This is a genomic window from Bacteroidota bacterium (assembly GCA_020402865.1).
Lineage (GTDB): Bacteria > Bacteroidota > Bacteroidia > Palsa-965 > Palsa-965.
This window is the reverse complement of sequence record JADBYT010000002.1, coordinates 417911-436460: the sequence shown is the minus strand read 5'-3', so window position 1 is coordinate 436460 and position 18550 is coordinate 417911. Positions and strand designations below refer to the sequence as shown.

The following is an 18550-nucleotide window of genomic DNA, read 5'->3' as shown; positions in this document are numbered from 1 at the left end:
TCAGACAACTGAGTTTTCGTTACTTTTGCATCAACCAACAAAAAAACGCGCATGAAAAAGCTGCTCATTATTTTACTGCTTACCCCGCTGGCCTGGTTTGCCCAATCGTGCTCAGGCGAACAAAAACCTGAGACTGATCCTGTAAAAGACAGCCTCACCAACGTAAATGGCGAACTCAGCGCCACGGTGGAGTCCAAGCAGGCAGCACTCGATTCATTCTTCCGTGCTTTCAACGATATTCAGGCTAATCTCGATGAAATCAAGCAGAAAGAAAAAATCATCACCAATTCAACCGCCAACGGCGATGTAGCCAACCGCGAAGAGCAAATCAAGAACGATATTGCCGCTATTTATGAGCTGATGGTGAAAAACAAACAGCGTTTGGCCTCTGCCAAGAAAAGCCTCAAACAGAGTGATCTGAAAGTGGCCGAAATGCAGAAAACCATTGATAACCTTGAAGCCTCGCTTGCCACACGCGAACAGGAAATCACCTCCCTCAAAGCACAGCTCGAATCGCTTAACCTTGAGCTGAGCAACCTTACCATGAACTACCAGGAATCGCAGCAGCAGTCGGCCGCTAAAACCGAGCAGCTTAACACAGCTTACTACGCCTACGGAACCAGCAAAGAACTCATCAAAAAAGGTGTGCTCACCAAAGAAGGCGGTTTCATTGGTATTGGCAAGTCGCAAAAGCTCAGCGAAACCATGGATCTTACTTATTTCCAGAAAGTTGATATTACTCAGGTTAAAGAAATCAGCCTTGGCGGCGACATGAAGAAAGCCAAGCTCTCGAGCACCCACCCCAGCTCATCGTACAAGTTTGAAGGCAACGATGGCAAGGTGAACAAACTGGTAATTACCGATGCCGAGAAATTCTGGAGCGTATCAAAATATGCAGTCATTGTTGTGGAATAACTCATTTCACATCCCCGTAAAAACAGCCGGTTCGCTATGAACCGGCTGTTTTTTTTTGTGGTAATCAACACCGGATTTGTTCATTACTTGGAAGCGGCAATGGCAGAGCACACATTCATTTTCCGCAATTTTGAGCCAATGAAATCCCTCCTCTGCTGCAGTTCAGCCCTGTGGCTTTTGCTTTCGTCGTGCAGTTCTAACGAGGCACAGAAGGCCACAAAAGACACGGTGGCTATTGACAGTACGCCCATTTTGCGCAAACTCATTGATGCCGACCGTAAGGCCTATCAGCTTGATACGCATTTTGCAAAACTGGCCGCTACAAACAATTTCAGCGGCTCAGTGCTTATTGCGCAGCGTGGCGTGGTGCTCTTTCACAAAGCCTATGGATGGGCCAATGTATCGCGGCACGATTCGCTCACACTTTCGTCGGGCATACAACTTGCTTCCGTATCCAAACAGTTTACCGCTGCTGCCATTATGCTGTTGCAGCAGGAAAAAAAACTGAATTACGACGATCCGCTGCAACGCTGGTTCCCCGACAGCATATTTAGCGGCATCACCATTCGCCACCTGCTCACACACCGCAGCGGCTTACCTACCTATACCTATTTCTGCGACGATTACTATCGCGAACAGAAACGTGTGCCGGCTTATTTCAATAACGACAGCATGCTGGCACTGATGCGCAAACTCAAACCATCGCCCGATCACCGGCCAAACGAAAAATTCGACTACAACAATACCGGCTATGTGTTGCTGGCTATGGTGGTGGAAAAAATTTCAGGACAGTCGTTTGCCGGCTTTATGCACACCCGTTTTTTCAAACCGCTGGGCATGAAAAACACATGGGTCAATACGGACACATCGCGGCTTAACAACCGGGCACTGGCCTATTTCAGAAAGTGGGAACACTGGGAGGATAATTATTTCGACAATGTGACCGGCGATAAGGGCGTAATTTCCACTCCGGAAGATTTGTTTATCTGGGACCGCGCACTGAAGCAGCATAAAATACTCACAAAGGAAACGCTGCAACTCGCATTCACCGGCGCCAGTCCTGAACTAAAAGGCAAGGAAACGTGGAATTACGGCTTTGGCTGGCGCATCCGCACTTTCGACGATGGTGCACGTGCCGTATTTCATAATGGCTGGTGGCATGGCTACACCACTGCCTTCTATCGCGGAATAAGTGATGATGTAACGGTAATTATCCTCTGCAACAAAGTAAACAAAAGCATTTACCGTGTTGATCCGGTACTGGCCATGCTTGGCGCCCATTACCTGCCCTGGCAAACCGACGAGGGCACAGAGGGAGGTGATACGACTCCGAAAAAATGAGGAAACACGAAATAAAGGTTGCTAAAACCGCACGCTACTTTACGCTCGGACAAAGCAGCCACGAGGTACGTGAAGTGTGGTTTGTATGCCACGGCTATGCACAACTCGCCTCCCAATTCCTTCAATCGTTTGCCCCACTTAACCAACACGGCCGTCTGCTGGTTGCTCCCGAAGGTCTTCACCGCTTCTACCGGAAAGGAGGCGGAGGCGACATCGCTGCTTCGTGGATGACCAGCGAAGACCGGCTACGCGATATTGAAGACTACATTGCCGCGCTCGATGCCGTTGCAGCAGAAGTGCTGGCACCGCTTAACGCGGATGTACGCATTGTGGTGCTCGGCTTTTCACAAGGCGCTGCTACGGTGTGCCGATGGCTGAATAGTGGCCGCACCAAGGCCGATGAGCTTATTCTCTGGTGCGGCTTTTTCCCGCCCGATATGAAACCGGTTACACTACCGCCGCAAACCCGGCTCACCCTGCTTACCGCTTCCAACGACCGTTTTATCTCGCCCGAAGAAAACGAAATACAACTCACCGAACTTCGCAGCCAGCAGGTCACATTCCGGCATCTGCACTTTCAGGGCGAACATGAAATAGATCCGCAGGCTCTTGCATTGCTTGCCCGGATGTTTTAACACGCTGCCAGCGCAGTAAGCCACAGGTGTGAAAGAAGCTGTACATTACATGCAAACTAAATTTGTGTATGCAAAAAATATTCTCCGCATGTATAATTCTTCTTGTTGCGCTCACCGGCTGCAAATCTGATGAAAACAAGGCGCTCCCGACAGACACGGCGAAAACAGAAACCGGCGCTTACGTGCCTGCGTCCTCCGCATTATTTGATGAAATATATACACAGGACAGTCTCATGTTTGCCGCATTTAATGCACATGACAGTGCCGGACTCATGGCGTTTTTTTCCGACAGTTTAGAGTTTTATCACGACAAAGGCGGCTTAGCCGATTTTGCGGGTACGGCCAGCGGCTTTCAGTTGTTGTTTGAGCGGAACAAAGACACCGGTTTGCGCAGGAAATTGGTTGCCGGAACAATGGAAGTATATCCTGTTCCCGATTATGGCGCAATAGAAGTTTGCCGCCATGAGTTTTGCCATACCGAAGCCGGGAAAGAAGATTGCGGCATATTCAAAAACATTATGATCTGGAAGAAAACAGGGAATGCCTGGAAAGTAACACGGGTGATCAGCTACGATCATAAATAAGCCATACAGGCCAGCCGATCCGCTCTTTTTTTGTTGCCTCTACACCCTCACATGGCCCGATTTGTGCAGTTCTTACCAATAATTTATCTTTCCCTACCATGAAAAAACTCCTTACCTCTGCCCTGTTCGTTTGCCTGTTTACCGGCTTTGTGCGTGCACAAGGCGGCATTGAAGGTGGCTTCCATGCCGAACAATCGTTTTTCGGCAACCGGCTTCAGCAAAGCTACGGGTTCAATCTTTATCTGCCTGTTGGCGACATTTTTACGGTTAACTGGCAGCTGGGTATCGGCCCCAGAACCAACGGCGGCATTTATGCTCACGCACCTGCCGGCACGGTTGCCGGTGTATGGTTGCTAAGCCGGTTTGGCGGCACAAACCGAAGATTCTGGAATGTAACCGGGCTGCTACTCGCCATTTTACCTGAAGGAATGGGCGTATATGCCAATAGCGAAGGCCGGTTCCGCCATCATTTCTCGCTCAATCCGTTAGGTATGGACTACTGGTACAGGCGAAATCCGTATGATGAGCTGGGGAAATTATCGGGTACAATTCAATACAGGCTAAAAGTCGTTCCGCGCGACGACTGGAACTTTTTTCTTTCTCCCACAGTAGCCACCACGCTAATTTATAATCCCGAAAACCGGATTGAGCAATGGGGAGTACGGGTCGGATTAACCATCGGGTATTCGGAAGAGTACTAGATATGTAAATAAGTTGTAAACTAATCAGGATGTATTCTTCATCCTGATTTTTTATATGGCGTGTATATTATCTGCGTGCATAACAATTTACACCGTCAGGACACTTTGTGCCACGATTTTTTAATGTGCTAAAACAATAATTTTAAATAATTCCTGCTCAAAATCATAATATCAGTTTATTTCATAAATAAATAGTACCTGCACTTAATTCAACACAAACCTCATTATTCTTTAGAATTGTTTTTTTTGCCGATGATTGTGTTTTTTTCTTCGATAAGGCAATTTCAGGTGAAATAATCTTACATATATTAATTGTAGCTACTAATTGAGAACCGGCTCCAAAAAAGCCGGAATACCAGACAAACAGCGGCATTTAAGCGGTTATTCTACAACTCAAACAGCAACTTTTGATACAATCTTATCGTACACGGCCTATATTTGGTGTGAACAACAAAGCCCACCCCTGTAATGTCAAAGAAAAAACAGACCCAAAACCGTAACCGTAGAACAGGTTACCTGCTCTGGCAGGTTAGCAACAGCTGGCAGCGTACAATTAAAACTGCACTTGACCCGCTCGACCTCACTCATGTGCAGTATTTGCTGCTCGAAACGCTTGAACAGTTCAAAACCGAAGGCGAAGCTGCCACGCAGGTAAAACTTGCACGAGTGGCCGGCACAGATGTTATGATGACATCGAAAGTGCTTCGTGTGCTTGAACAAAAGAAATGGGTAAGCCGCAAGGCCAACCGTGCTGATGCGCGTGCATTTCACATTGCACTTACACCTTCAGGCGAAAAAGTAGTCGCAAAAGCCCGTCAGCTGGTTAATGACACCGACCGCAATTTCTTCAGCAACCTTTCAAAACCCGAGAAATTCAGCGATAATCTCGCTCTTCTCGCCGGATAAGAAACAACACCAACAATCAGTTTTTTTGTTGCATCAGCCATGCTGCCTCCCGCAATAAATCGCGGAGTTGCAGCATGGCGTTGATGTCATTTGCAGCGAAGTGAATTGTAAATTCATCGCTGTAGTTGTTGGTGCTTTTGAAAACCGGCTTGGACAGCGTAGCGTGTTGAATGTGTTTTCCGAACAATGCCGCAACACTCAGCCATTGCGGCGGCCAGTCGGCATGCACGGCCGGAAGCAAACGGAGTATTTGCGTTGTGTTTATTTCGGCAGCAAACCGCTGTTCGGCGTTTATCTTTTTTGCTGAATAGGGCCCGCTTAGCGTGGTGCTTACAATCAAAAATCCGTCTTGCAAAAAAGCCGTCCGGGCTAGGTTTCCGGTAGCAATACGCAGGGCTTTGTGTTGCTGTACAATATTGCTGTCGGATTGTGCCGCACGCGCAAACAGGGCGTTTATATCAGCGCCTTTTTTCAGGTTGTACACGCAGGTGTGGCCAAACTCCGTGGCGTGGCGGCTCACTTCGCGCTGCACGGTGTTGAAGTTTTCGTCCATTACCGTTTCGGTGTAGCTGGTTGTGTAGCCAGCTGTATCGTGTAAAAACACCGCGCACTGGCCTGTGAGTTGTGCGGCCAGCTCCTTGTTCAGTTCGTTATCGTCAAAAAACAAGTCGGCTGCCGGATGTTTGTACAGCGCACTTGTACTGAAATACCAGTATGCGCTTGTTTCGCCTGGCGGACAAGGCTGAGATTTTCCGGCATTCACGTAATTGTTTTCTGTGATGTAGCGTTTTACGCTCAATTCTCCATCGCTGAAATCAGCAGCAAGATGAAGCTGCGCGATTGTGCCGAACAAAGCGGCCAGCGGAGCCGACTGCGTAAACGAAATGGCTTCGGCCGGATTAATCCAGAGACTGAGGTCGAATTCCTGAAGCACGGCATTGCAAAATGCTTTATTTGATGCAATAGATTTGCCTTCGTCAAGCGCAAGCAACTGAGCCAGCATTTTTACCGTTGCAGCTGTTTCATGATTGCCAACCGGGTACAGCAGAAGTGCCGCATCGCCGTTCCAGCCCAGCACCATGCCCGATGAGTCGAGCGCAAACAGGTTGCTGCCTGCCGGGCTGAGCATGATTTCGCGTTTCAGATCGTTGCTGCGCAACATGTTCCCAAAAGCTGCACTGTCGTGTAGTTCGAGTGCGGCACCCGCCCAGGCACTTTCGTTGCGGCGAAAGAGGAAAAGCTGCACATCAGCCGTTTGGGCAATGCCGCCACCGCCATGTTCTTCAAGCACATGGCTGAGCGCGGCAAGCTGTTTGTTTACCGCATCGCCGCCGCGTTCGGGCAGTAGTGGTTTGCCGCCTTTGGCATTCAGCGCAAGCTCACGCACATCAGCTGTAAGCACCAGCACCGCATCGTGCGGTATGAAACGCGCCTGTACAGGTACGGTGCGGCGGAAAAAGAAATAGCCCGCCAGCGCACCCGCAGCGCCAAGAAAAATGAGCGAGAGAAGTGTGTAGCGGAGGTAGTGCATAGGCTAAAGGCCTTTGGGATAAATGATACGTATAATCTGTATGGCGCGGTAAAATGTCATAAACCCGTTGTCAGAAATAGTTTCGCCAGTTGTATATCCGCTTATATGTAAAACAGGCATGCCATTCTTCCCGCGTTTTCCATAGAATACCAGTCTCCCCAGCCGTCCTTTGGTCAAAGGAGACATTCCGCCATTATCAGAATTGGTATTCCCATTTCGCTGATTCGCTTCAAGTTTTGTGCGCTCAGCATCTGTCCAGCCTGCTACCGGACTTTTGCGAAGTGTTTTTCTATCTGCTTTGCTCAGCGATAAATTCTTTGGATAACCCTTTTTACTGTAGGTGTATGTCAGCACACTGTCATTGGTCAACACCAGTTTGTTACCCGAAAGAAAAACATAGGCTTGGCCAAGCCGCAATTGAGATGTGTTTAGGTTTAATTTATAACCACCTTGAACTGGTGTGATAATCCCTGATATTCTTGCAGTATTAAGCATTTCGTTTACCCGCTCGGTATTATTAATTTTTGCAGCAAGAATAAACTCAGGCACTACCCGTGAATCCGTTTTCATTACCAACGCGGGGAAGTTTCCGTTTGCATCGAATTCTAAAGTTTCATAGCTATAATTGCGAACTACAAGATCGGTTAAAGCAAAAATCATTTCACCATCAAACATTTCCCGCAACTGATCTTTAGTAATTAACATGCGCCAGATTGTAAATACTGTACGGTAAAAGTTGTAGTAATAGTTGTTTGGTGCTTTCTGGCCGTGAATTGAAATGTTAATTAGCGCAATGTATTCATCAATACTACGGGCTCCGAAATCAACTAATTTTTGAGGGTCAAACGAAACACTCACAACAGATAGTGGCGATGCTTTTACAAAATCCAGCAGGTCATTACCAACCTTTCCACCGAACATACCTTTGTATGCCGACGTCACTTCTGAATTAAAGAAAAGCTGATGATCAATCACAAACTTGTTCTGCTCAAAATTTACGGTGCCGCACATGCCGCTTGATTTCCATAAAGTGGCACTGAACAAGGAATCGGCTATTTGGGTGGATCTATTTAATAATAAAGTTAAGGTGTCATTACTGATGCCATTCGGGGCAGACACACTATAAGGTACATCATCAAAAATATTATATGTTACCTGCTTCTGCCATTTGTTCTTCATCAGTCTGTGAATATTGTAAATATAACAAGCATCAGAATTTGAACGTGAAACAGCACTAAAATTTACTTCTTTATTGATTGAGTTTTGCGGATTAAGTGATACCAGCTTTTCAATGCAGGTCAGCATGTTGCGAATTACAAACGTATCGGTTAGGGTTGTGTATTGCAATTCGGTTGATAAGCGGAGTGCGCTTAAGGGCGGGTAAGCTGTCCATTCTGAATTATTAAAGTCCGGATTATTTTCTAAAGCTGCCAAAGACGCTGAATCAGGTTCTGAGAAATATGTATCACCAAATTGATATTCAAAATTATTACGACTTCTCAATGTGTCTTTATCAAGCAGTTCTTGGGGAATATGCGAAGCAAAATATTTTTTTCGAAGGACATTGGTAATTGCTTCCTTATCTTCTTCTGGTGAAGAGCTGAGTATTTCTTCCTTCTTTCGTTTTTTCTCTCGGTTCTTAATTACGGCATTATATATCGAATCATTAATTTTGAAGTTATTGTCATTAAGCATTTTCTGGAAGCCTTTTTCAGCAGCAGAATAAGCTGAATCAATACGATTTACAAGCCACGATTCTGCCCTCATTAAAGAATCTGCCAGCATCAATGAATCAGCAAGATGTTTTGCGTATTGTAATGGTGAAACACCTCTCCATGAGTAATATCCAGTGTATGGATAGGCTTGTTTCATAGTGTACCTGTATGTATAGTCGGGAAATAAAATCCATGCTGTTTTATCCGTGCAGGCCACAATTATTCGTCCGCTGCTGAATGCGGTAAAGCTAGAATTCTGGTATGTGTTAAGTGGAAAAAAATCGGTAAATAATATTGCTTTACAGGCGTTGACAAATGTTTGTTGATCTGAAAGAGAATAAATATATGCGGTGTAATAGAGTGTATCATTAATATCATTAATTATATACATAGGTTGACTACTACTCAATCCGGCCGATGCCGGATCAACAGCAATTAACTGAATGAATGTGGAGACATTTTCAGTTTGTTGATTACTGAGCGATCCGAATGGTGTTCTTGTATTGCTGCTCGTGCCAAGTATATCGTTTATCTGAAGAATCATATTCTGCTGCAACGACACATCTGCAGAAACAGGTCCCGGATTTATGCGTAAAACAGAAAGAGCGGTTGCCGGAATATGCAGTTCGGCATCTTGTGCGGCAAGAGTTAACGGAATACTCAGAAGAGCAAAATAAACTGATTTGAAAATGCCTCGAATTCCGGCGAACATTTTACATGTGAGGTTATTAGTTAATATTTGGGTTAAAACGAACGATCTAAATTCTGCATCAACCGCAAAATGCGCAGCACACGGATGTAACCATAATCGGGCAGGCCATCGTCGGTAAACACGGCGTTGAACTCAATCTGGTTGGAACCGCCGGGACCACGACGGCCGCGAAACATTACACGGTTGGTGATTTTTGAAATACGTTCGCTGCGGCGGCCGCGACGTTCCTGATACTCGCCGCGCTGCTGCAGGGTGAGGCGTGTGCGCTCAGCATCCCACCAGCCCGCTACCGGACTTTTACGAAGTTCACGGCGCTCGTTACGGTTAAGTGCTTTGCTGCGCGAATAGCCACGACCAATAAAATCGTTCGCCAGAATACTGTCGTTGGTGACCACCAGTGTGCCGTGCCGGAACGCGAGGTAAATAAAACCAAACTCGCGCGGCACCTGACTAAACACATAATAGTTTTTGAACGGCACAATTACATTGGCACGCACACCAATATTGATGATTTCCTGCAATTTTTCCTTGCGCCCGATTTCAGCAGCAAACACAAATTCAGGCATAAGCTGCGTATCCGTTTTTTCCACCATACGGTACTGGAAATTGTCATCATACTCATACGATGAATACGTGCGTGTACGCGCCACAATATCAGTCACCGCAAACACCGCTTCGCCGCTGAATAAATTATACATCACATCCTCATCGAGAAACACGCGGTAAAGCGAGGTGAGATTAGCCAGCGCAAAGTCTGAACGGCCGAACGACATGGAATACACCATGAGCTGAATGTACTCGCGGTAAGCGCGTGAACTGAGGCGAATAACCGATTCGGGATTTGCCGAAACTGCAATTACTGAATACGGATTAGTTTTTACATAGCGCAGCAAACGTTTATCCACCTTGCCTCTGAACAGGCCTTTGGTTAATTCGGTCACACTCTGGTTGAAGAAAAACTGCTGTGTTACATTGAGGTTGGCTCCGTTAAAACGCACACCACCCGTAAGTCCTGCACCATACCACACACTCGCTTTAAAAAGCGAATCAACCACTTCCATTTTACGCTTTTTGCGTGCAGCCCGCGAAATCGACGAATTTTCTTCCAGGGCATCGTAGTAATCGTAATAGCTGTTTCGTTTGGCTTCACGCATCCATTCCTGTTCAATGGCACGACTGTAGCTTACATAATACACGGCATCATACTTTTCTTTTTCGAGTGCGGCAAAATGCGGCTCGCTGCTTATTGTTTGCGAAGGACTGAGTTTCATTACTTCATCGAGATAAACCAGCAAATTGCGGTTTACCAGCGAATCGCGTTCCGTGTTGCGGTATTCACCTGAATAATAAAGTGCATCCGTCATTTCATACGCCCGCTGCAGTTCGGCTTCGAAATTGTTTGCAACCTCTTCCTGCGAAACTACTACGTCCTGTCCGGTTTCTTTATCTCCATTGCCGGCTGCTCCCTGACCGCTTCCATTCCTGAAACCAGGTTCTTCCATTGCAGGCACAGGTTCATCGGGTGCAGCTACATCCATTACTTCACCCATTACAACTTCTTGAGGTGGCATTTCTGTATCGCGCAGTAAATAATGGCTTTCGCCGCGCGTGTTATTTCCTGTTTCTTTCTTTATTTTCAAATCATCGGGCGTATGCTTGTCAATGTACTGTTCGCGCAGCTGATCAATTTTTACTTCTATGTCATATTCGAGTGATGTTTCGATTTCCTGCTTTTTTTTACGACGCTGTTCGCGGTCTTTCATTACCGTGTTGGCAATAGAATCGTACATCTTGTAGTTACGTCCGTAAAGCTTTTCGTTGAAGGCTTCGGCGGCGGCGTTGTAGGCCGAATCACGTTTGGATTCTTCGCGGTATTCTTCCATTGCGGCCTGTTTGGCTGTAATTGCCATTACTGAATCAGCCATTCGTATGGAATCGGCAATGGCACGTTGTTTTGCTTCATAGTCTGAATATTCCTCTACAGCCACAATATTGTCATATCCATCATAATCATACGTAAGCAGCGAACTTTCGTGGTAATAATCGGGCAAAATGAGCCAGCCAAATTTATCGTTACAAACTACGGCCAGGTGCTCGTGTATGATATAGGTGTATCCGTTGCGCGAAATGCGCTGCACATTTTTTGTACGGGGAAAAAGATGTGCCGCCGACCAGTCGAGAAAACGTGTGCTGTTGTCGAGCACAAACACATAGGCATTCAGCTCCAGGGTATCTCGCTTGTCGTAATAATTGCACATGGGCTGTGTGGCGCTGATGCCGGCGTTTACCGGGTTTACGGCCACGTATTTGAGGAAGGCAAAAAGCGAATCGCGCTGCGGGCCTTCGAGCGAGTTTGTGCCTTCTACGTAGCGGTTGATGCGGGCAAAAGGAGCATTGCTGCCGAACATTTGTTCGTGGAGCTGCTGTTGCAGCTGCGGATCGGCAGCTACGGGGCCGGGGCTGAATTGTGTAACAAATATGGCCTGCGCCGGAATTACCGATGCGGCCTGCTGGGCGGCAAGCTGCAAGCCTGCAAGCAGAAGAACTGCGCTGAGTAAGTATTTCATTTCAGGGTGATGGTGTTGGCAAGTGTTTTTCGTCCTTCGGCAAGGTCGAGCATGTTTTGGCGAAGCATAACTGCGCGTCCGTCTTTCGAAATTTGTGCCGCGGCATTGCTGCATTTTGCTACCGGTTTTGCAAAACGGAATATGCAGGTGTAGTTTGCCTGACGCAAAATGTTGCGGTCGGTAACGCCCAGCCGGGGGGCGGTTTTGGCGGCATCGTAATGACTGCTGCGTGCGAAGGAATTACCGGTATAGTTGAAATTATCGCGCGCTTCGGGGATGCCTTTTTTATTGCGCGAAAAGGAAGCTGAAAGATTTTCGAGCGCAAGGTCGAGCTGTTCGATGGTGTTGAAATTGCAGCGCAGTATGTAAATGTAGTTTACCCAGTCGCGGGTTATCGTGACTTTGCTGATACCGGGCTGTTGTGCGAGTACGGTTTGTGCTTTGGTGAGATCGCGTTCAATTTCGGCGCGTTTGGGCACACGATAACCGTCGCTGCTGTCGCGTTTCATGATGCCGTCTAAACTAACTTTGCTGCGGCTCATGTTTACGGTATAGGTAAAACTTCCGCTTCCGTTTGCATTCAGATTAACTTCTTCGGTAATTTCAAAACAGCCCGAAAACAACAAAACCAGCAGCAAAAGCAGCAGGAAAAGCGATTTATGCAAATAATTAACGGCTGAAACGCACATTGTTAACAGGGATTATTACCGAAATGTAAACGGCGTGCGTAAAAATACGAAATTCGCACACAGCCCGATGCTAAACTCCTTATGTTTACACGCGATCCGTTTGGTCACTTAGTCTTCCTGAAACGCACCTTAGTGTGTGTGATCGGCTGGATTACCTGGTTCAGATATACACGCTACAATAAGCTGATTATTGAAGGCACCGAGCATTTGCAAGGGCTTCCACAGCAAAAAGTGCTGTTTATCTCTAACCACCAGACCTATTTTGCCGATGTGATTGCGATGCTGCATGTGTTTTGCGCACACAAAAACGGGCGCAAAAACAGCATTGAACGGCCTGTGTATCTGTTTCGGCCGCGTACCAACACCTATTTTGTGGCGGCCGAAGAAACCATGCGCAAGGGCTGGCTGCCGCGCCTGTTTGCCTATGTGGGTGCCATACCGGTGCAGCGCACGTGGCGGCAGGGCAGTGCCGATGTGAAGCGGCAGGTGCGTATGGATGATATTTCGAACATTGGAAAGGCGCTGGAAGATGGCTGGGTGATTAATTTCCCGCAGGGCACTACCAAAGTATATGCGCAGGGCCGACGCGGTGTTACACATCTTGTGAAAAAGTATGAGCCGGTTGTGGTGCCTATTGTAATTGATGGTTTCAGGCGGGCGTTTGATAAGAAGGGATTGAGGCTGAAGAAAAAAGGCGTAACACTGCGCATACGTTTTAAACCTGCTATGCAGCTTGATCTTTCGCAGGATGCTGAGCATATCTTGCACGATATGATGGATGCCATTGAGCAAAGTCCGCGCTACCACTGGCCGCGCAATGCGGCTACCGAAGGCTCGGAAACCAAGTAGTGGTGTAGTTTTGGGAGAAATTCCGGGGGCTGGTAAACAGATTTTTCATAATACCTTGCGGCAGGTACAGATGCTTTTTACCGGCAAGTCTGGAGACTTGCACAAATGTGGTGGAAAGTTTGTTGCCTTCGGCAACTAAAACTTTCCACAGCCTGACAGCGTGATTGGTTGCCTTCGGCAACTAAAACTTTACACAGCCTGATTGGTTGCCTTCGGCAACTGAAACTTCCCACAACGTGATTGGTTGCCTTCGGCAACTAAATCTTCCCACAACGTGATTGGTTGCCTTCGGCAACTAAAACTTCCCACAGCGTGATTGGTTGCCTTCGGCAACTGAAACTTTACACAATGTCATTTTAGTTGCCTTTGGCAATGTTTGCCAGTATGTGCCTGAAAAAGAAACAGCCGCAACACTTTCGTGTGCGGCTGCGGATAATGTGGCTGCGGAGGCTTATTTACCTCCCGAGGCATTTTTACGTTGCTCACGCTCGGCTTTCATTTCCTGATAGCGTGTGTACTGCTGCGGGGTGAGTATTTTCTGCAGTTCGGCATCTTTATCAGTGCGAACTTTCTGAATAGCAGTTTCTTTTGCATCGGGTGTAAGAGATGCATCCGCATTGATGCGGTCAATGGCTTCGATGCGGCTCAGAATAACAGCTTCTACCTGCGTGGTTTGTGCATCGCTCAGCTCGAGCACCTTTTTCATACGCAGGGCCGAACTGTGCGCGCGTTCCTGCGGGGTCTGTGTTTCGGTGGTTTGCGGACGTTGGGCATTGGCCGAAATTACCAGCAAAAGGAAAACCGGAAGCAAGGCAAAGATTCGTTTCATGAGTTTAAGTATTGAAGTGATTGATTAAAAGTACAAAATCAGCCCGAATCAGCAACAATCAGACCATTATTTTACGTCTAAAACCACGTAAGTAAGCCAGTGTGCCGGATTGGGATCCTTTGTGGGATCAGTAATATAGACCTCGCGGCAAAGCCCGCTGGCACTTAACTTTTTATCGGCTGCATATTGCTGTACGGCTTTAAAAGCGGGATCGCTGCCTTCGTAAGGGCCGTAATAGTCGGCTTTTATGATTTTGCCGGCGTTGAGTGTCATACGCTTTATTTCGCCTTCACCTTTTGCTTCGGGCGGCACGGGGATGCCCCATTCCAGCTCCATCACCTCGCCGCCTTTGTGCAGGATGGAGAAAACGGGGCCAGCCATTTTGAGGCCCTGCTTGCCCATCAGTTCGCCGATACGGCCGTAATTGGCACCGAATTTTTCGGCAATGGTGGCCATACTTACAGTGTCGCGGATACTGAGGTAAGTTTGCTCGTTTTGCCACGACTCGGTAATCAGATACTCGCCTTTGGCCGCTTTGGCTATGCCCTCTTCGCTTATTTTACGAAGACTTTCGAGGCCGGCATCGAAGTTTTTCTCAATCTCACTTTTCATCAGCAGCCCGAAATAACGGGCTATGATATTGTACCCAAACTCGGCATCCATGCGCATCGTAACACTTACGCCGCCTTCCACTGCTTTGAATTCATAACGCCCCCACGCCGGATCGTCGCTGCCCATAAACTCCATGCGGGTCACAATAGAATCAAACGGCACCGACTGGGTGATGGTAATTTTTCCGGTTCCTACCTGACTGTGTTCGCTTTCCCATGCATACCACGAGCCATTGCCTTCGTCGGGCCCGCCCCATGTAATTTTCATGTTCGGATCCATCTGATGCCACACCGACCAGCGGTTCCAGCTTTTGAGGTTGTTTACCAGACTGAATACGTTTTCAGGGGCAGCTTTGATGGTGAGTGAGCGACTGATGTGTGCGCCGGAAGGCAAAAACAGGCCAACTATAGCCACTACAGCTATAAGTATGACCAGCACAAGAAGGATACGTTTGAGGATTTTCATGTGGTGCGGTTTTTGGATAACCGTAAATGTAAACCAATTTGCCTGTTCACATTTCAACCGGCAAGTTATCTTTATGCCAATGAAAAAAATTAGTTCGCTCAACCGTATTGCAGCGTTTTTGCTGTGTTTTGTTTCGGGATTGCTGGCTGCGCAGCCGGCTTATATTTATCACGAAAAAGGGCAGGCACTGCTCAAGCAGAATAAATATGTTGAAGCTATTGCCGAGTTTGATCTGGCGCTGAAAAAGGATGCTACTTTTTTCGAATCGTACTGCGAACGCGGGCGCTGCCAGCAGGCGTTGGGCAAAACCGATCTGGCGATGGCCGATTTTAATAAAACCGTTTCGCTTAATCCGAAATACGCACCCGGTTTCTATTACCGCGCCAAACTTCAGCAGCAGCTTGGCAAAGACAACGAGGCCATTGCCGATTATACGCAGGCCATAAAGCTCAATCCTGATTTTCCCGACTCCTACGCCTCGCGCGGATTGCTGTATGCACGCACCGGCAAAACCGATCTGGCACTGGCTGATTTGAACAAAGCCATAAGCTACGACGCAAAAGATGCCAACTTGTTTTTTGCACGCGCCAGCGTGTACCGCGATATCAAGAAATACAACGAAGCACTGGCCGATTATACCACCTGTATAAAACTGAATCCCGCCCGCGGCGATGCACATTTTGAACAAGGCAAAATTTATGCGGCACAAAAAAATCATGCCTCAGCAGTTAGTGCATTTACACAGGCCATCACCAACAAACTAGCAGGCGAAGAAGTCTATCGCCTGCGTGCCGAAGCAAACATGGCGCAAAACAAACCGGCTGAAGCGGTGAAAGATTACACGCAGCTGATTGATGTAATGAAAACGAAAGACCTTGAAATTGTGCGAAGCCGGGGCAATTGCTATGTGCAGCTGGCCAACTATCCCGCCGCCGTAAAAGATTTTTCGCGCCTCATTACCGCCAAACGCGACGATATTCCTGCCCTGCTGGCCCGCGCCGATGCCAATGCCAAACAGGGCAAAACGAAATACAACATTGCGCTCACCGATTACAACGCCGTGCTGCGCATAGATGCTAAAAACACCCATGCGCTGCGCGGCATTGCCCGCCTGCATTTTGCCAACGAAAAATGGCAGCTGGCGGTTGACAAACTCACCGAAGCTATTGCCATTAAAGCCGAAGCGGGCGACTATTACCTGCGCGCGCAATGTTACGCACGCCTGCAAAACCAGAAAGCCTGCTGCGCCGATATTACCAAAGCCGAGCAAATGGGCCACCCCGATGCGGCTAAGGATAAATCGAAACTGGGGTGTATGTAAACGCTGTTCAGAAATTATCAGACCATCAGATAAATAGTAGTGTCGTGACTTATTGTATGAATAAAAAAGCCTAAAAATGAGCATTGAATTTGAAAACCAAAGCATGAGGGCTGTAGAATTAACTCCAGAAATACTATTATCAAAATGCCGTGAATTAAAAGAAAGGATTAATTCAGCCCCGGGAGTCATTCACTCAGATTATGTTTTAAATTCACTGAGCGTAATTCTATCAGTACCAATTCTAAATTTACTCCTTGCCTCAGGTAATAAACGAATAAATGCGCTTATAATTGAAGATCTGTTACTTTGCCTGGAAGTGCTGGATAACAAGGATATACGTCCTTTCATACCTCCACTCATCAAACTGGCTGGCAATGATGAGTATTTAGTAGAAGCGATACTTGGCCTAGAGAAAAAGTTAACCATTTGGAGGTGGATGAGCAGAAGCACTGTATTTGTAAGAGTAGTATTCGGACTACTTGCGCTCTCAATTTTAGTACCCACTGTTTTATCACTTGCTAGGCAAAGAGTAGTGAATAATGATATTTCGCCGCTAATGAGTCGGATTGACAGCTTCAATAAAGTAATAGAGGCACAAAATAATTATCGTAAAGCTAATCCCATTAAAATCAATGATTCCATACTTAAATTAGCTGAGCGCAGGAATTTTGACAGTACGATTAATAGTTATGATTATGCCCTGCGTTCATCCGGTCAAAGCTTAATTGAGCCCAAAACCGGTGACTTCCCCGCATGCTACGGTATTAAAGGCTTGCAGGGTAAAAGTGTAAACCACCTTCGTGTTACTGTAAAAGGAACTGATAATGTAGCATTGAAATTGATTGATTTAGAAACTGACGTTTGTGTTAGATTTATATATATAAAAGCTGGCCAAACATTTATACTATCAAATATTCCGCATGGATTGTTTTACCTGAAAGTAACCTATGGAATAAATTGGCTTAGTGCTGAGTCGCTCGGCACATGCAATGGTCTTTTTATGAATAATGCGAAATATTATGAGACGGAAAAGGCAATGTTTTTTTCCGAGTTACCCGATCACGACACGGCACAGATTCAAAATCATTCACTCATACTTAATTCAAAAAAAATAACACCAGATTGGGTTGAAATAGACAGAGAATATTTTTAGAACTCATCTCAAAAATTGGTTTTCGAGATTTTTCCAAGTATTTTTTGATATGACGAATATCATTTCGCAGCGCTTTGTTTTGCCAACAGAATTGTTGGGATAGGCAAAAAAAGGATATGAAACCAGACACAGTGAAAAAGCCAGCATGATAATTTTGAAATGAGTTCTACTGTAATTAAGTAAGAGCCTGTTTAATTATTTAAATTTTTCACGCGATTACTTATTAACAGACAAGACGTTTTTTTGTAGTATATATCGGAGATGATCCGAATAAAATAACAAACAGAGTATGGTGCAAAATGGAATTTCACAAATCCAAAGGTTAATTTAAAATAATCTCAAGACCAACACAATACGATGACATTTTTCAAACGATTTTTCGGTGTCAGCACGCCCGGGGCTGATAAAAACGTGCAGCGAGATATTGAGCAGGTTGCTTCCGGGCAGTCTAATAGACTATATCCGATACTTAAACCCGACGACTGGGTAGGAATTAAGGCGGGTGCAATTCACAAACCATTTACAGGCACGGCATACAACAAAGGACTTGTTATTGCGCTGGGCTTTGATGCGCCAGATAATTTTGTATTTCTTACGCCACAAAATCTCAACGGCCGCACTGTAGAGGAAGCATTTGAGGAAGCCTGTATCAACTTGGAAGAACTCGACTATGCGTTTGATGAAATGGATTTAGGACCGGATAAAATCCTAACTGCTTCAGGAAATACATTTTCGAGTGAAATGATTTTGAGTAAAGCACATCTGCAAAAAGCGCATCGGATTCTGAATACTGATGAAATATGGGTTTCTATTGCACGCCGTACTTGCATGATGATAATTTCAAAACATGCAGACGAGGAATCGGTGAATACGTTTGTCTATCTGCATCAATATACCTGGAAAGATGATTCTTATAATAACGCGCCTGTGCTGAATGCGCTTTTAAGTGTCAAAAACGGGGAATTAGAAGGTATGCTTTTGCTTGAAAAGTAAGTTACAATCATTTAATTATCGTTTTCATTACT

Annotated in this window: 17 protein-coding genes; 10 read left to right on the top strand and 7 right to left on the bottom strand. The window is 46.3% G+C overall.

Annotation, left to right across the window (positions count from 1 at the left end):
* Positions 1 to 51 precede the first annotated feature (51 nt).
* The 5 genes from IM638_02955 (at position 52) to IM638_02935 (ending at position 4176) form a co-directional block, all read left to right on the top strand.
* Entirely contained in the window at positions 52 to 915 is an 864-nt protein-coding gene (locus tag IM638_02955; GenBank protein MCA6361967.1) for a hypothetical protein, read from the top strand.
* 138 nt (positions 916 to 1053) lie between these two features.
* Complete coding sequence (locus tag IM638_02950; GenBank protein MCA6361966.1) at positions 1054 to 2256, top strand: beta-lactamase family protein; 1203 nt, start codon at positions 1054 to 1056, stop codon at positions 2254 to 2256.
* Entirely contained in the window at positions 2253 to 2891 is a 639-nt protein-coding gene (locus IM638_02945; GenBank protein ID MCA6361965.1) for a phospholipase, read from the top strand. The genes IM638_02950 and IM638_02945 overlap by 4 nt, the downstream gene beginning before the upstream one ends.
* 68 nt (positions 2892 to 2959) lie before the next feature.
* Complete coding sequence (locus IM638_02940) at positions 2960 to 3475, top strand: nuclear transport factor 2 family protein (protein MCA6361964.1); 516 nt, start codon at positions 2960 to 2962, stop codon at positions 3473 to 3475.
* A 98-nt stretch (positions 3476 to 3573) separates the two neighbouring features.
* Complete coding sequence (locus IM638_02935) at positions 3574 to 4176, top strand: hypothetical protein (protein ID MCA6361963.1); 603 nt, start codon at positions 3574 to 3576, stop codon at positions 4174 to 4176.
* A 181-nt stretch (positions 4177 to 4357) separates the two neighbouring features.
* Here IM638_02935 and IM638_02930 read toward each other — a convergent pair whose 3' ends face one another.
* Complete coding sequence (locus IM638_02930; protein MCA6361962.1) at positions 4358 to 4549, bottom strand: hypothetical protein; 192 nt, start codon at positions 4547 to 4549, stop codon at positions 4358 to 4360.
* Between the two features lie 95 nt (positions 4550 to 4644).
* Here IM638_02930 and IM638_02925 point away from each other — a divergent pair, with 95 nt between their 5' ends.
* A complete protein-coding gene (locus IM638_02925) occupies positions 4645 to 5082 on the top strand; it encodes a MarR family transcriptional regulator (GenBank protein MCA6361961.1) in 438 nt (145 codons plus the stop codon).
* A 16-nt stretch (positions 5083 to 5098) separates the two neighbouring features.
* Here the strand turns inward: IM638_02925 and IM638_02920 are convergent, their stop codons facing one another.
* Genes IM638_02920 through IM638_02905 form a run of 4 tightly spaced genes read right to left on the bottom strand, consistent with a single transcriptional unit; the run spans position 5099 to position 12296 of the window.
* The gene (locus IM638_02920; protein MCA6361960.1) at positions 5099 to 6613 is read right to left on the bottom strand and encodes a DUF4836 family protein; all 1515 of its coding nucleotides are present in this window, start codon (positions 6611 to 6613) and stop codon (positions 5099 to 5101) included.
* Positions 6614 to 6616: 3 nt separating this feature from the next.
* Positions 6617 to 9040 (bottom strand): hypothetical protein, encoded by a 2424-nt coding sequence (locus IM638_02915; GenBank protein ID MCA6361959.1) that lies wholly within the window; start codon positions 9038 to 9040, stop codon positions 6617 to 6619.
* Between the two features lie 32 nt (positions 9041 to 9072).
* The gene (locus tag IM638_02910; GenBank protein MCA6361958.1) at positions 9073 to 11607 is read right to left on the bottom strand and encodes a hypothetical protein; all 2535 of its coding nucleotides are present in this window, start codon (positions 11605 to 11607) and stop codon (positions 9073 to 9075) included.
* Positions 11604 to 12296 (bottom strand): hypothetical protein, encoded by a 693-nt coding sequence (locus tag IM638_02905; protein ID MCA6361957.1) that lies wholly within the window; start codon positions 12294 to 12296, stop codon positions 11604 to 11606. The genes IM638_02910 and IM638_02905 overlap by 4 nt, the downstream gene beginning before the upstream one ends.
* Positions 12297 to 12377: 81 nt before the next feature.
* On the opposite strand from IM638_02905, the gene IM638_02900 reads away from it, so the two are divergent.
* A complete protein-coding gene (locus IM638_02900; protein ID MCA6361956.1) occupies positions 12378 to 13145 on the top strand; it encodes a 1-acyl-sn-glycerol-3-phosphate acyltransferase in 768 nt (255 codons plus the stop codon).
* Between the two features lie 451 nt (positions 13146 to 13596).
* Here IM638_02900 and IM638_02895 read toward each other — a convergent pair whose 3' ends face one another.
* Entirely contained in the window at positions 13597 to 13974 is a 378-nt protein-coding gene (locus IM638_02895) for a hypothetical protein (protein MCA6361955.1), read from the bottom strand.
* A 66-nt stretch (positions 13975 to 14040) separates the two neighbouring features.
* On the bottom strand, positions 14041 to 15051 hold the full coding sequence (locus IM638_02890) for an SRPBCC family protein (GenBank protein ID MCA6361954.1): 1011 nt from the start codon (positions 15049 to 15051) through the stop codon (positions 14041 to 14043).
* Positions 15052 to 15130: 79 nt separating this feature from the next.
* Between IM638_02890 and IM638_02885 the strand changes: the two genes are divergently transcribed.
* The 3 genes from IM638_02885 to IM638_02875 all read left to right on the top strand — a co-directional run bounded on the left by IM638_02885 (position 15131) and on the right by IM638_02875 (position 18518).
* Positions 15131 to 16372, top strand: a complete 1242-nt coding sequence (locus IM638_02885; protein ID MCA6361953.1) for a tetratricopeptide repeat protein — start codon at positions 15131 to 15133, stop codon at positions 16370 to 16372.
* A gap of 76 nt (positions 16373 to 16448) precedes the next feature.
* Positions 16449 to 17525 (top strand): hypothetical protein, encoded by a 1077-nt coding sequence (locus IM638_02880; GenBank protein MCA6361952.1) that lies wholly within the window; start codon positions 16449 to 16451, stop codon positions 17523 to 17525.
* A gap of 357 nt (positions 17526 to 17882) precedes the next feature.
* Positions 17883 to 18518, top strand: a complete 636-nt coding sequence (locus IM638_02875) for a hypothetical protein (protein MCA6361951.1) — start codon at positions 17883 to 17885, stop codon at positions 18516 to 18518.
* The last annotated feature ends 32 nt before the right edge of the window (positions 18519 to 18550 follow it).